Below are 13259 nucleotides of genomic sequence, written 5' to 3'. Positions count from 1 at the left end.
TATGCCGGATGAGCTGAAGCACGTATGGCTGGCATTATGCGCCCGCTATTCCAAAGACCTGACCCTGCAAGAAGGCCTGTACGAAGAGTTGTATAAAAAGTATACCGGCACTGCCCGCCATTACCACGGCCTTCAACATCTCACTGAGTTGCTGCAGCTATCAGGGCAGTACGGGCAATTCCTGGAGGATAAAGACCTGGTGTCCTTTGCTATCTTTTACCACGACATTATTTATAATGTATTGCGGAAAGACAATGAGCCCCGCAGCGCTGTACTGGCAGAAAAACGGCTCAGGTTACTGGGCGTGCCCGTAGAAAAGCGGGAAGCGGTAAAGTTTTTCATCGAAGCTACCCAAACCCATACCATTCGGGATACTGCTCCCAACAGATCAGACCTCGCTTTCTTCCTCGACTTCGATATGGCCATCCTGGGCGCTCCCTGGGAGCAATATGAGGCCTATACCCGCCAGGTGCGTAAGGAGCACCGGGTGTACCCCGATATCCTCTTTAAGCCCGGCAGGAAGGCCTTCCTGGTCAAAACCCTGCAAACGGCCTATATCTTTCACACGCCCCCTTTCAGGGGCCAATACGAAGCGAAAGCCAGGGCCAATATGGAAAGGGAACTGCAATTATACGCTTAGCCGGTGCCCTGTTTTCCTACGCCATATGGGCAATGCCATTAAGCCAGCCGCCCTTTTAAGGTGAGTCGCTCTGCCGCCCGGCGTATGCAGCGCTGCAGAGCGGCCCACCTTGGTACCTGGCAAAAGCATTCTCCGTCCAACCCGCCCTTGCCAGATATCAGCGAATTGCAATAATTTTGCCCCATGAAATTTCAGATTGGCGATAAAGTAGTGGTGTTGCATTCCAACGACGATGGGGAAGTAGTAGATATTATCAACGAGAAAATGGTGATGGTAGATGTGCGGGGCGTGAAATTCCCGGCCTATACCGATCAATTGGATTTTCCTTATTTCAAAAGGTTTACAGAGAAAAAACTGTTCCCCGATAAGAAGGAAAAGAAGGAGAAGAAATTCATTGACGACCTGCCCCGTGAAAAGAAGGTGATCAAAGACAAAGTAGTAGATGGCGTATGGCTCACTTTTATTCCCATCATGGTGCCCGACGAGTTTGGCGATGACGTAGTGGAAGAACTAAAAGTGCACCTGATCAACAGAACACAAACGGGTTATAAATTCACCTATAAGCTCAACTATTTTGGGGATTCTTCCTTCGACCTCATCAACCAGATACATCCCTTTGAGGACTTTTACCTGCACGATGTGCCTTTTGAAAACCTCAATGACAGCCCTAATTTCTCTTTTGAGTTTTCCCTGGTCACGCCCGATAAGAACAAAGCGGAATATTATGAAGCTTCCCTCAAGCTGAAACCAAAGCAGGTATTTGCCCGCATCGAAGAACTGAAGAAAAAAGGTGAAGCTACTTTTTCCTATAAATTGTTTGATACCTATCCGCCACGGGTGGAAGACCCGGGTATGGACATGAGCGTGCTCACTTCCAAAGGCTACAAAGTGTATGAAGCTTCTCAAACAAGGCAGCACCTGGAGCCCGCCAAAAACGAAATAGACCTGCACATCGAAAAGCTTACACCCGATCCCGATGCGCTGGACAACCTCGAAAAGCTGGACCTGCAGTTAAGGACCTTCGAAAAATACCTCGATCTGGCCATCCTGCACCACAAGCCCGCCTTCATCGCTATTCACGGAGTAGGCAGCGGCAAACTGCGGGATGAGATCCATGAGATACTCCGCTTGCGGAAAGAGGTTAAAAGCTTTTTCAACAAATACCATCCCGCCTACGGCTATGGCGCCACCGAAATCTATTTCCAATACTAAGGTTTGTAGGGTTGATGTTCATTGGTGGCTGATTTAGTCATTTCAACGCTAAAAAACGGCATTCCAGCGGAACCTGCAGCATGTCCCAACAGGTATAGGATATTTTTACTATCCTAAAAACCTGTTATGAATAAGCTATTAGCTGTGATGATCCTGCTGTTGCCAGGTGTAGTGATTGGCCAGACGCCAGAAGCCAAGACCACAAAAATGAAGATCGGCATCAAAGCCGGTCTCAACTTTTCCAATATTACAAAGGCTTCCTCCATCAATGCGCAAAGCCGCAGCGGCTTTATGGCGGGAGCTTTTATAGCTGCCCCGTCGCGGGGCATTATAGGCTATCGTTCAGAAATTATCTTCTCTAAACAAGGGTATGACTACAAAACAGGTCGGACCAGTGGTTCTGTCGATCTCAACTACATCCTGTTGCCACAACTGATGTGTATCAATATTACAAAGTATGTGCAATTGCAGGCAGGAGGTCAACTGGCGTTCCTGGTGGGTGGTAAGATCGATAGTGTCCCAAGCCCTTCGTCAATTCCCGCCTTTCAAAAGAAGATGATGGATTATTATAACAAGGTCGATTATGGCGCTGCGGGTGGCATTGAGGTCTATCCCTTTGCAGGATTACTGATCGGCGCCCGGTACAATATCAGCCTGGGCAACCTGTACAAGAGCGACGCCGGTACGCCCAATCCCAATTTTATTCCCAAGGTCGATGTGAAGAATAATGTACTGCAATTATTTGTCGGGTATAAATTCTAATCCGGTTTGTAAAATCAGCTCCGGTGAAAGTAAATGAGAAAAAACTGCGGGTGGTTGGCTACCTGGTGATGACCGGTATGTTCTTCATTTTCTTTATGCTGGAAATGTTCTTTTGGTGGAAGGACGAAAACATCCTCCTCAAAACGGCTACCCTTACTGTACTGTATACATTGGCCATCTGGGAACCTACCCGGTTCATCATCCTTCAACTAAGAAAAAAATGGCAGGGCATTGCCTGGGTAAAACGAAGGGTAGTGCTGGCTGCTGCTATCTTGTTGCCCTATGCTTTCCTGGTGGGCTTTGGCAGGGTATACCTGGAAGATTATACAAACATGTGGGGCATCCGCGTAGCGCACATCTCCGTTTATTCCAACATTATAGGCATTACCATGCTTTTTGTTTTTCTGCAGGTAGCCGTCTATGAAAGCATTTATTTCTTTTCGGAATGGGACAAAACAAAAACCGAAGCAGAGGAGCTGAAACGCCTGAACTTCCAGATACAATTTGACTCCCTAAAGGTACAGGTACAGCCTCATTTTCTTTTTAACTCCCTTAATACCCTTATAGGGTTGATGGAAATGGACACCTACCGGGCCCGTCTGTTTACCGAAGAGCTGGCTTATATATACCGTTATTTTCTGCAAGCCAATGAACAGGAGCTCATCAGCCTCGAAGAAGAGCTCCGGTTTGTGAAAGCCTATTTCTTCCTGCTGAAGACAAGGTATGCCGAAGGGCTTCACCTGCAGGTGATGGGAGAGGAAAACATGCATCTATACCTCGTACCGCCCCTCAGCCTGCAGCTGCTCCTTGAAAATGCGGTCAAGCACAATATTGTAACCCAGTCAAAGCCCCTATACATCGACATTAAGTTTGAACACGATCACCAGCAAATGACCGTAAGTAATAACCTGCAGCGCAAAAAGAATGATATCAGGTCGGGCAAGGGGCTCGTTCACATGCGGAAAAAACTGCGACTGCTTGGGTTGCCTGATATCGTTATCAATGAAAGCAAAAACCTGTTCATGGTAACCGTTCCTTTTATTAAATCAAACGAATATGAAAGTAGTGATCATTGAAGATGAAGAAATTGCTACCCGGCACCTGAAAACAATGCTCAAGGAGATCGATCCCGATATTGAGATCGTTGCTGCGCTGGACAGTATTGAATCCAGCATTCATTTCTTTAGCAAAGCATCCTTGTTGGATCTTGTGCTGGTGGATATTGAACTGGGCGACGGACAAAGCTTTGATATTTTTACCAAAGTAAATGTTGAAGCGCCCATCATATTTACTACTGCTTACCAGGAGCATGTATTGAAGGCCTTTAAACTCAATAGCATCGATTACCTGCTCAAGCCGGTCAATAAGGAGGAGCTTACTTCGGCTATCCTGAAGTATAAGAAAATACATGCCCGTCCAAAACAGCCATTCCATGAGTACGATCTGTCCTCCATCAGTAAAGGCAAGGCCGAAGCCAGGGAAGGCATATTCAAGACCAGGTACCTCGCCAAAAACGGCACCCGGTTGATCTCCATTGCCCAGCAGGACATCGCTTATTTTTATACCAAAGACAGGTTGCAATACATCAAGACAAAAGGGAACGATGATTATGTGATAGACAAACGGCTGGATGAAATAGAAACAGAGATAGATGCGCAGGTATTCTTCAGGGCCAACCGCCAGTTCATCATCAACTATGAGAACATAGAGAAAGTGCATACCTGGTTCAGCGGCAAATTGAAAGTACAGGTAAAGCCCCTTTCTTATGAAGAGATCATTGTAGGCCGTTTGAAGGCTAATGATTTCAAGAAGTGGCTGGGCGACTGATTATTACCATTTGAGCACCTGTACCAGCAGTTTCCATCCTGTGGAAGTATGGGCCCAGATGCGTAAGTAATTGTCTGTTCTCTCCTTATTCGTCACCATACCGTATACATAGGCGAGGTCTCGGCTCCTGGCCATGCCACTGGCTACCGGTGTAAATACCAGATCAGCGGGAACTTTCAACAAAGCCTGTTCTATAGCAGGTAAAGTATGGTGGGGGTGCTCACGGTCCATATTAAACCAGGACCCTGGCATGATCACTTCCCGGAAGGCCATCGTTCCCCGGGCTGCATAATCTATTACGAACTTCTTTTCAGTAAGCAGGATGCTTGTTTCTTCCACCGGAGCGGACGTGAAAGCGGGCGCCTGTTGCAGGGATTGCTTATCATACAGCGATTGCTTGTAGTGCGTACCCAAGTCTACCAGGAATTTCCATTCTCCGGCCTTATTCTTTACCCAGATGGTAGTGTACTGCCCGGCGTCCAAAGCCGTATCTTCCATGGTCTGGCGTAGTTCATACGGCCCTGTGGTAAAGCCCATATCACCGGAAGCAGCCATGGCCGCGAAAGCGGGCTGCCATAGCAACTTCATGGAGGATTCCGGCGTTGCCGTCCATTGCTCTATCCCGTTCCTGATAGCCCCTCTCCGGGCAAATACAACCCCCTGGCTATCGAGGTATTGCAGGAAGGCCTGGCGCATACTGTGTGTAATGGCGTATCGGGCAAAGGCCCGCTCCGCAGCCACCACATCCTGGTCAGCCTGGCTGTAGCTGCTTTGCGTCACGATAAATGCCATCATTACCAACAGTAGTTTTCTCATATCTATTTTCGATAAAAGTAAAAGCATTCCCATACGATCGCGTTAAAAGCCCGACGAACTGCCATATTATCCGCCTTAAATGTTGCTAAATGCACCTGGTGTGCCTAATTTCATGCGTAGGAATCAACTGATCTCCCCGAAAAGTATACGCTATGAAATTTGTCGTGTTGGTGATGTTGACCTTTCTTGGGATACTGGCTTTATTTACCTGGAAGGAGCCGAAAGAAAAGCCGGCTTTGAGACACGTCTCCCGTTCTACGTCTCCCGATTCATTTATAAAGCGCAAAACCATATTAAAGGTTCCCGGTTCTCCTTACCCCATTCCTGCCAGCAGGCACTAATGGGAAAAAGGTGTCACCTCTAAAAAGGGCATAAAAGCGTATTTTTGCAGCAACTACAAACCGGGTTATCGCTTCCCGACCTTTGGACGGGAGGAGGAAAGTCCGGACAGCGCAGAGCAATGTACCGGTGAAGAGCCGGGTTCGAAATGGTGGGTGGCAACATCTATCATGGCGAAACAGATAGTGCCACAGAAAATAACTGCCGCACTCCGGTGCGGTAAAGGTGAAAACGTAGGGTAAGAGCCTACGGTGTTGTACAGTAATGTACAGCAGGGGTAAACCTTATATGCTGAAATGCCATGTATACCAACGGTCGAGGGCTGCTCGTCCAATCCTGGTCTAACAGCCGGGAACGTTGGGTGGGTAGGCAGCAAGAGCCTGTCAGTAATGCCAGGCCCAGATAAATGATAACCATATCCGTTGCGGTGAAAACCGGGGCGGGTAACAGAATCCGGCTTACAGGTTTGTAGTTATTTTAAAACATAGCCCGCCAGCTCCATCAGCCAGGCGATACCCAGGTGCACGACGAGTCCACCCCAGATACTCCGGGTATGGTACACCACCACACCCAATATAAGTCCACCAAAATAAGAAGTGATACATTCAAACAGCGGCTTCCCGAAATGGATACAGCAATAGAATGCCGCCATGGGCAATATGGCCTCTTTGCCGGCATAACGTGCAAATGCCAGCACTAAAAATCCGCGGAAAAAGAATTCGATCGTAACAAAGTCGATACCATAGGAAAGCTCATACAATAGCTTCCAGGGCCAGGAGGCAGTTACATAGTCATCGATAAAAGCAATGCGCTGCACTTTGGGATAGGTATGCTGGAAATCGGCTTGTGTGCCTGCCAGGGCGATCAGGGGCACCATAAAAAACAATAATAAAAAGTAAGGTCTCAGATCAAATCCTTTCAGCTGCATACCCGCTACCGGCCATTCATACTTGCCGGCGCGCCATACCCCTGTTACCAGCAACAAGACCAGCAGGCATTTTACAGGCCAGTTAAGCGCCCGGTAACCATATTCGTTCCAGGGAATGGATAAACCTGCGGTCATTACCCGCGCAATATCATCGGCAGATACCTTGATCGCAAATATCAGGGGGCCTGCCAGCAGCAACACATAGAAAAAGAGGGGAGGATGGCCTGCTTTTTTATTAAACAGCCATTGCAATAGCCAGGCGCTGCCAAAAACAAAGAGGTAAAGGCAAAAGAAACCAACAAGCCGGGGCAGCGTATCCTTGCCCATGATGGTGGCCTCCAGGCCAGCGGTGTAATTGCAATAGATCAATACCGCCATCAGCAGGCTTACCAGCAACCATGCTTTTATATTCAACTCACGAACATATACCCGTAAATAACCGAGAATAAGTTTCATTGTAGAATAGTGAGGTAGATCAGGCTTCGAAGCTGGCCTTCATCTTGTTCATCAGGTCGGCCTCGATCATCTTCTGCGCCACCTTGATCATATTGCAAAATGCCCTGGCATGGGATATACCATGACCAATGATCACCGGCTTGGCTACACCCAGTACCGGTGTACCGCCATACAGCTCAAAGTTGAAGCGATCGAAGTATTCGTGCCTGATCTCTTTGCGGTGGGTGATGTCGTAGATCGATTCAGCCATTTTCAGGATCACATTACCGGTAAAGCCTTCGCACACCATCACGTCGGCTTTATCTTCCAGTACATCCCGGCCTTCTATATTGCCGGTAAAGTTGATCTGGCTGTTTTCTTTCAGGAGGGGGTAGGTGTTTTGCGCCAGGATATTGCCCTTACCTTCTTCCTCTCCAATATTCAGCAAAGCTACCCGGGGATTGGAAATACCCAATATATGCTGTGCATACAGGGAACCCAGGATGGCAAACTGGTTCAGGTGCTCTGGTTTACAGTCGGCATTCAGACCAACATCCAGTAACAAACCCGTTTTACCGTTTTCTTTGGGAATAATGGTGGAAATGGTAGGGCGCTGAACGCCTTCTATGGCTTTAATACTGTACATGGCGCCTACCAGCATAGCGCCGGTATTGCCGGCACTGATAAACGCTTCTGTTTTGCCAGTTGCCAGCAGGTGAAACCCGATGGCAATAGAAGATTGTTGCTTTTCTTTCAGCGCTTTGGTGGGATGTTCATGCATGTCAATAACCTGTGGTGCATGCACTACTTTCACCCGGTCGGCCGGAATATTATATTCCTGCAGCAGGGGATTCAGCTGGGCTTCATCACCGGTTAGAAACAATATTGCCGGACTATCAGTTTCCGACAAATATAGCTGGATACCTTTCACCGCTTCCAGCGGTGCAAAATCTCCACCCATCATATCTAAACCAATTATCATCCGGCAGGTAAGGTTTGTATGTAAAGGATTTATTTAATGGGAGATTTTTCTACCACCACTTTTCCTTTATAATACAATTTACCTTCGCTTACGTGAGCGCGGTGACGTACATGGATCTCACCAGTAGTGCTGTCCTTGCTCAATGTAACCTTCTCAGCTTTATAGTGAGTTCTTCTCTTCGCACCCCGTTGTTGGGAGTGTCTGCGTTTCGGATTAGGCATAACCTCAAAATTTATATACTACTAAAAATCAATTGTCTCCTAAGTCTTTGAACTTTTCCAACCCTTTCCATAAAGAGTTTTGGGGTTCGTCGTGCTGGGCGTCGGCGTCCAGTTTTTTCAGCATGGCCAGCACTTCTTTGTTACAATGCGGGCCTCCCATCTCTTCTACCGTACACATACGCTGCATGGGAATGCTGAGGTTAATGAACTCATAGATCCAGTCTGATATGCGTAAGTGGCTTTCGCCCCTGGATATATAATATACATCCGGATCTTCTTCCTGCTCATTCATCACATCCGGTTCTTCCACCATCTTTACTACGATGTTGAAATCGTCCCAGAGTTCCAAAGGCAGGTTATTACCACAACGGTCGCAGGTAACTTCCAGTTTTCCGCCTACTTCAAACTTCAGCAACATAAAGCCTACCTTTTTATCAAGCGTCAGCTTTACCTGTGCAATACAGTGGCGGAAATCCTGCTCCTGGTAATCTACAAAGAACTTATCGTCGATAGCATACTCAAACTCATGGATCCCCGGCTTTAACCCTACGAATGCAATATCAAAAATCCTGCGGCTACTCATGAGCATCCCTTTTAAAGAGTTTGCAAAGGTAGGGATAATCCACTAATGATTAAGCCCTAAGAGCAAAAAAGGCATAAAATATTCCCACAATTGTTAATTGGGGTCTATCAGCTTGTAAATCAGGCAGGCAGGAATAGTTTTTCCGCTTTCGTAAGTGAATCTGGACCTATTTCTGCACCTTTGTAGTCTAAAATTAAACAAGGAGCTATAATATGAAAAAGCTTTTATTATTAGTGGTAGCTGCCACTACCTTATCCCTGGCGAAAGCCCAGCCCCCCAAAGGCCCCGCCAACCCCGGGGACGTATTCGGCGCCAAAACAACCTCCAAAGGAGCGGTCGATATCGCTAAACTGCCCGGCGCCCTGGAAAAGAAAGACAGCATTGGCCAAACCAAGGTTATCGCCAAAGTATTGGACGTATGCCCCAAAAAAGGCTGCTGGATGAAAGTGCAGGTCAATGATTCCACCACCGCTTTTGTAAAAATGAAGGACTATGGTTTCTTCGTACCCATGGATATGATCGGTAAGACCGTTGTACTCGATACCGAAGCAAAACTTAAAACTACTTCTGTAGATGAGCTGAAGCACTATGCTGAAGATGCCAAAAAACCACAGGCTGAAATAGACGCCATTACCCAACCCAAAAAGGAGATCCGCCTCCTGGCCAATGGGATATTGGTGATGAAATAAGTAACTATAGTATTAATATATTATACAGCGCAGGAATGCCCGGGTGATCGATCCGGCGCTTCTGCGCTTTTTCGCAATTATAGGAACTCCTTATAAGATGGAGCGGCCCCAATTGCCACAATAAAGAAGCCTGTATTGGAGTACCTGGTTGGCATTGCAGGATTTATGCGTAATATTGACATTCATATTGAACGATGCTTATGAAACTCATGTACGCTTTAGTCGGCTCCTTATTATGCACTGGCGCATATGCGCAAACTATAGATAGCCTCGATGCCATTGTGGTAACGGCACAAAAGAAAGAGGAAAAATTACAAAAGATACCGGTGAGTGTTTCTGCCATTACATCCAGGCAGGTGATCGACTACCGGTTGTGGAATACCAAAGAAATTACAGCCATCGTGCCCAACCTGTATTCAGCCGATCCCGGCGACAACAGGAATGTAACTTCCATTCGCGGCATTACCACTACTTCCTATGATCCCGCAGTAGCTACTTATATTGATGGTGTAAACCAGTTTGGCCTGGATACCTATATCTCACAGCTGTCTGATATCGAGCGCATAGAAGTTTTGCGCGGCCCCCAGGGCACCTTGTATGGCCGTAATGCCATGGGCGGGGTGATCAATATCATTACCAAACAACCCGGTAATCATATCACCGGATTTGCGGAAGCCAATGTCGGCAATTATGGGCAGCAACGTTATGCTGCCGGCATACGCACCCCGCTGATAAAAAACAAACTGTACCTGGGAGTATCCGGTATCTACGACCGTCGTGAAGGCTTTTATACCAATCTCTACAACAACAAAGATTTTGACCGCCAACATAGTTTGTCCGGTAATTATTACCTCAAGTATATCGTTAATCCACGCTGGTCGGTGACCTTCAACCTGAAACACCTGGCCAACCGCAATAATGGAACTTTCCCATTGGTGAATGGGGTAGAGGACGCGCTGGAACATCCCTTTGAGCTGAATCAGAATGCTGTGACAGAAATGGTGGATAATACATTCAATACTTCCTTATCGGTGAATCATACAGGCCATGCTTTTAACTTCAGCTCTCAAACCGCCTGGCAATCCAATCACCGGTATTATAAAGATCCCATAGACGGTGATTTCTCGCCTATTGATGGTGTGACCATCATCAATGATTATGGAAGCAAATGGAATAAAGTAAAAGTATTTACACAGGAATTCAGGTTCACCTCACCCACTGCTGCCGCATCACCGCTTAAATGGACAGCTGGTACTTACCTGTTCATACAGAATAACCCTGTTAAGCAAACTACCCATTTTGGAGAGGATGCCGAACTGGTGGGATCACCCGATAAGAACTATGGCCTCATCAATACTTCCACAGGCAAAGGGTTTGGCATCGCTTTGTATGGAGAAGTCAATTATGCCCTCAATAAACAATGGGAACTGATCGCGGGTATACGTTATGATTATGAGCACAAAAAACAGCAGGTACGGGGTGAATACAAGCCCGATGCTTCACCCGATCCTATCTTTGATTTTCAGCCCGATACCTCAGCTACCGCCCACTTCAATGCATTCTCACCCAAAGTGGGACTATTGTATCACGCTGCTGCCAACAACGACCTGTATGTTACCTATAGCCGCGGATACCGGGCAGGTGGTTTAACACAATTGGCCGCTGACCCTTCTACCCCGCCATTGTATGCTTATAAGCCGGAGTACAGCAACAATATTGAATTGGGTAGCAAGAATACCTTCTTCAACAATAAGCTCCGGGTAAATGTGGCTTTGTTTTACGCTACTATTACTGACGCACAAGTGCCTACGCTTGTATTGCCCGCTGCTATTACCATTACCAAGAACGCCGGTAAACTCACCAGCAAAGGAGCGGAGATAGAACTGGCTGCCTTGCCCGTAAGAGGGTTGGAAATAAACTACCAGGCAGGGTTCACCGATGCAGAATATAAGACCTTAAAAGTACCGCAGAATGGGGCAGAGGCCGACCTTTCCGGCAAGAAGCAACTCTTTACGCCCGATATGACTTCCATGCTGGCCCTGCAATACCAGTTTGCTGTATCCCGCAAGCCCTATATTCAACTCATGGCCCGCGGTGAATGGCAATACCTGGGTGAACAATATTTTGACCTGGCCAATAACATCAGGCAGTCTCCTTACAACCTGCTCAATACCCGCACCGGCATCATTACACGCTATGTGGACCTGCTCTTCTGGGCGCGTAATATCGGCAACAGGAAATACATCAGCTATGCCTATGACTTTGGCGCTGTACACCTGGGTAATCCGGAAACCTGGGGTTTTACCTTGCGGGTAAAATGGTAAACCATCGCTCTCCATCCAATATCCTGCTTGCCTAATGAGCCAGGGTACGTTTTTTGTATAATTATTAAAAACAGATGGACATGGCGGATAAAAAGAAAGGTGTTGATTCTGATAAGCCGCGCAACGAAGGGAAAACCAGCAACAACAATATGGATGATGCCGGCAACGCAGCTTCCACTGGTGCTGTATTACCCGATCCGGAAGAAATAAAGCTGCCTCCATTGCACAAAACAGAAGAAGATCACCGGACCGTTGCAGATGTAAACAAACCCAGGGATACCAATGAAGAGCAGGAGGATCATGACTCCTGGGATTTCAGGAGAAACAAATAAATTAATGCGTTCCTCACCCAGCGCATTGTATATTTACAGCTACAACCACGTTCTCCATGAAACATACGCTGCCATTGCTTTCTATCGCTTCTGTTGTTGCAATTATTCTCCTGTTTTCCTGTAAAACTGCGCAAAAAATAACTACCTCTGCTCAGTTTCCCGCATTCTATAAAGAAGGCCACCGGGGCACCAGGGGACTGATGCCGGAAAACACCATCCCGGCAATGAAAAAAGGGCTGGAGGTGGGTGCCAATATTATTGAGGTAGATATCTACATTACCAAAGACAAGCAGGTATTGATAGCCCACGACCCCATGGTCAATATCAACCACTCTTTATATGAAGATGGTAAAGAGATAGCCAAAGCAGATGCCAAGAAGTATATATGGCATCAGATGAACTATGCCGATATCCGCAAATTTGATGTAGGTTCCAAACCATACAATGGCTGGCCCCGGCAGGAGAAAATAAAGACCTACATGCCGTTGCTGGGCGAGTTGATCGATTCTGTAGAAGCATTCACGGCCGCACGCAAACTAACTCCTGCCATTTACAATATAGAAGTAAAAACCAGTCCACAATACGATAGCCTCGGTTACAATGCCGGGCCCGAAGAAATGATCAAATCGGTAATGGATGTTGTCAAGAGCAGATCCATTGGTAATCGTTTCTATATTCAGTCATTCGATGTACGGCCGCTACAGGAAGTACATAAAAAATATCCTGGTGTAACCATTGGTTTCCTCACCGGTTCAGCCAACATTACCCTGGAGAACAACCTGTCCCAACTGGGTTTTACCCCCAACATTTACAGTCCGCACTATAAAATGGTAACACCTGAAATGGTAACCGCCTGCAGGCAGCACAAGATGAAGCTGGTGCCCTGGACCGTCAACACCGTGGAAGAAATGAAAGCCCTTGTAAAAATGGGTGTAGATGGCATTATTACCGACTATCCCAATTTCTTCAGCCAGTTGTAGTCTTGTCTGTCAGCCTGAGCCATGTCACCCTGAGCTTGTCAAAGGGCTGTCGAAGGCGCTTGAAGGGTGGGTCGCCCTCCAAGGGCGGCTCTCCCTGATCTACAGGAGGCTGCTATTTCCCATTTCCGTAAGCACCTTTTACTGAAACCGTAACAGGTTTACATCTGTTGCAACGCACATTTGCGTGCA

The 13259-nt window shown here is 47.1% G+C and carries 14 protein-coding genes and 1 other RNA gene; 10 read left to right on the top strand and 5 right to left on the bottom strand.

What is annotated here, in order from left to right; genetic code table 11:
* Position 1 precedes the first annotated feature (1 nt).
* The 5 genes from D3H65_RS13670 (at position 2) to D3H65_RS13650 (ending at position 4441) form a co-directional block, all read left to right on the top strand.
* On the top strand, positions 2-640 hold the full coding sequence (locus D3H65_RS13670) for an HD domain-containing protein (RefSeq protein ID WP_119050851.1): 639 nt from the start codon (positions 2-4) through the stop codon (positions 638-640).
* Positions 641-823: 183 nt separating this feature from the next.
* Positions 824-1852, top strand: coding sequence for a Smr/MutS family protein (locus tag D3H65_RS13665; protein WP_119050850.1), 1029 nt, complete (start codon positions 824-826; stop codon positions 1850-1852).
* 126 nt (positions 1853-1978) lie between these two features.
* Positions 1979-2614, top strand: coding sequence for a porin family protein (locus D3H65_RS13660; RefSeq protein WP_119050849.1), 636 nt, complete (start codon positions 1979-1981; stop codon positions 2612-2614).
* Between the two features lie 23 nt (positions 2615-2637).
* Complete coding sequence (locus D3H65_RS13655) at positions 2638-3690, top strand: sensor histidine kinase (RefSeq protein ID WP_119050848.1); 1053 nt, start codon at positions 2638-2640, stop codon at positions 3688-3690.
* Positions 3671-4441, top strand: coding sequence for a LytR/AlgR family response regulator transcription factor (locus tag D3H65_RS13650; RefSeq protein ID WP_119050847.1), 771 nt, complete (start codon positions 3671-3673; stop codon positions 4439-4441). The genes D3H65_RS13655 and D3H65_RS13650 overlap by 20 nt, the downstream gene beginning before the upstream one ends.
* A gap of 3 nt (positions 4442-4444) precedes the next feature.
* On the opposite strand, the gene D3H65_RS13645 is transcribed toward D3H65_RS13650, so the two are convergent.
* On the bottom strand, positions 4445-5257 hold the full coding sequence (locus D3H65_RS13645; RefSeq protein WP_162915619.1) for a DUF4440 domain-containing protein: 813 nt from the start codon (positions 5255-5257) through the stop codon (positions 4445-4447).
* Positions 5258-5650: 393 nt separating this feature from the next.
* On the opposite strand from D3H65_RS13645, the gene rnpB reads away from it, so the two are divergent.
* Positions 5651-6073, top strand: an RNA gene (rnpB, locus tag D3H65_RS13640) — RNase P RNA component class A.
* Here the strand turns inward: rnpB and D3H65_RS13635 are convergent.
* The 4 genes from D3H65_RS13635 to D3H65_RS13620 are packed head-to-tail and all read right to left on the bottom strand — an operon-like array spanning position 6069 to position 8745.
* On the bottom strand, positions 6069-6980 hold the full coding sequence (locus D3H65_RS13635) for a CPBP family intramembrane glutamic endopeptidase (RefSeq protein ID WP_119050845.1): 912 nt from the start codon (positions 6978-6980) through the stop codon (positions 6069-6071). The genes rnpB and D3H65_RS13635 overlap by 5 nt on opposite strands.
* A gap of 19 nt (positions 6981-6999) precedes the next feature.
* On the bottom strand, positions 7000-7941 hold the full coding sequence (plsX, locus tag D3H65_RS13630; protein WP_119050844.1) for a phosphate acyltransferase PlsX: 942 nt from the start codon (positions 7939-7941) through the stop codon (positions 7000-7002).
* A gap of 29 nt (positions 7942-7970) precedes the next feature.
* Positions 7971-8162, bottom strand: a complete 192-nt coding sequence (gene rpmF / locus D3H65_RS13625; RefSeq protein ID WP_119050843.1) for a 50S ribosomal protein L32 — start codon at positions 8160-8162, stop codon at positions 7971-7973.
* A gap of 28 nt (positions 8163-8190) precedes the next feature.
* Positions 8191-8745, bottom strand: coding sequence for a YceD family protein (locus D3H65_RS13620; RefSeq protein WP_119050842.1), 555 nt, complete (start codon positions 8743-8745; stop codon positions 8191-8193).
* Between the two features lie 212 nt (positions 8746-8957).
* Between D3H65_RS13620 and D3H65_RS13615 the strand changes: the two genes are divergently transcribed.
* The 4 genes from D3H65_RS13615 (at position 8958) to D3H65_RS13600 (ending at position 13070) form a co-directional block, all read left to right on the top strand.
* Entirely contained in the window at positions 8958-9434 is a 477-nt protein-coding gene (locus tag D3H65_RS13615) for a DUF4920 domain-containing protein (protein ID WP_119050841.1), read from the top strand.
* Positions 9435-9634: 200 nt separating this feature from the next.
* Complete coding sequence (locus D3H65_RS13610; RefSeq protein ID WP_162915618.1) at positions 9635-11758, top strand: TonB-dependent receptor; 2124 nt, start codon at positions 9635-9637, stop codon at positions 11756-11758.
* A gap of 80 nt (positions 11759-11838) precedes the next feature.
* Positions 11839-12090 (top strand): hypothetical protein, encoded by a 252-nt coding sequence (locus D3H65_RS13605; protein ID WP_119050839.1) that lies wholly within the window; start codon positions 11839-11841, stop codon positions 12088-12090.
* 56 nt (positions 12091-12146) lie between these two features.
* The gene (locus D3H65_RS13600) at positions 12147-13070 is read left to right on the top strand and encodes a glycerophosphodiester phosphodiesterase family protein (protein WP_119050838.1); all 924 of its coding nucleotides are present in this window, start codon (positions 12147-12149) and stop codon (positions 13068-13070) included.
* Positions 13071-13259 lie beyond the last annotated feature (189 nt).

Origin of the sequence: Paraflavitalea soli (assembly GCF_003555545.1) — a bacterium.
Taxonomy (GTDB): domain Bacteria; phylum Bacteroidota; class Bacteroidia; order Chitinophagales; family Chitinophagaceae; genus Paraflavitalea; species Paraflavitalea soli.
This window is presented reverse-complemented; position numbering and strand designations above follow the sequence as displayed.

Bases quoted from the DNA above. Each gene is read 5' to 3' on its own strand.
- D3H65_RS13645 (WP_162915619.1), bottom strand. From the start codon at position 5,257: ATGAGAAAACTACTGTTGGTAATGATGGCATTTATCGTGACGCAAAGC.
- D3H65_RS13650 (WP_119050847.1), top strand. From the start codon at position 3,671: ATGAAAGTAGTGATCATTGAAGATGAAGAAATTGCTACCCGGCACCTG.
- D3H65_RS13620 (WP_119050842.1), bottom strand. From the start codon at position 8,745: ATGAGTAGCCGCAGGATTTTTGATATTGCATTCGTAGGGTTAAAGCCG.
- D3H65_RS13670 (WP_119050851.1), top strand. From the start codon at position 2: ATGCCGGATGAGCTGAAGCACGTATGGCTGGCATTATGCGCCCGCTAT.
- D3H65_RS13615 (WP_119050841.1), top strand. From the start codon at position 8,958: ATGAAAAAGCTTTTATTATTAGTGGTAGCTGCCACTACCTTATCCCTG.
- D3H65_RS13605 (WP_119050839.1), top strand. From the start codon at position 11,839: ATGGCGGATAAAAAGAAAGGTGTTGATTCTGATAAGCCGCGCAACGAA.
- D3H65_RS13635 (WP_119050845.1), bottom strand. From the start codon at position 6,980: ATGAAACTTATTCTCGGTTATTTACGGGTATATGTTCGTGAGTTGAAT.
- D3H65_RS13665 (WP_119050850.1), top strand. From the start codon at position 824: ATGAAATTTCAGATTGGCGATAAAGTAGTGGTGTTGCATTCCAACGAC.
- rpmF (WP_119050843.1), bottom strand. From the start codon at position 8,162: ATGCCTAATCCGAAACGCAGACACTCCCAACAACGGGGTGCGAAGAGA.
- D3H65_RS13600 (WP_119050838.1), top strand. From the start codon at position 12,147: ATGAAACATACGCTGCCATTGCTTTCTATCGCTTCTGTTGTTGCAATT.
- D3H65_RS13610 (WP_162915618.1), top strand. From the start codon at position 9,635: ATGAAACTCATGTACGCTTTAGTCGGCTCCTTATTATGCACTGGCGCA.
- plsX (WP_119050844.1), bottom strand. From the start codon at position 7,941: ATGATAATTGGTTTAGATATGATGGGTGGAGATTTTGCACCGCTGGAA.
- D3H65_RS13660 (WP_119050849.1), top strand. From the start codon at position 1,979: ATGAATAAGCTATTAGCTGTGATGATCCTGCTGTTGCCAGGTGTAGTG.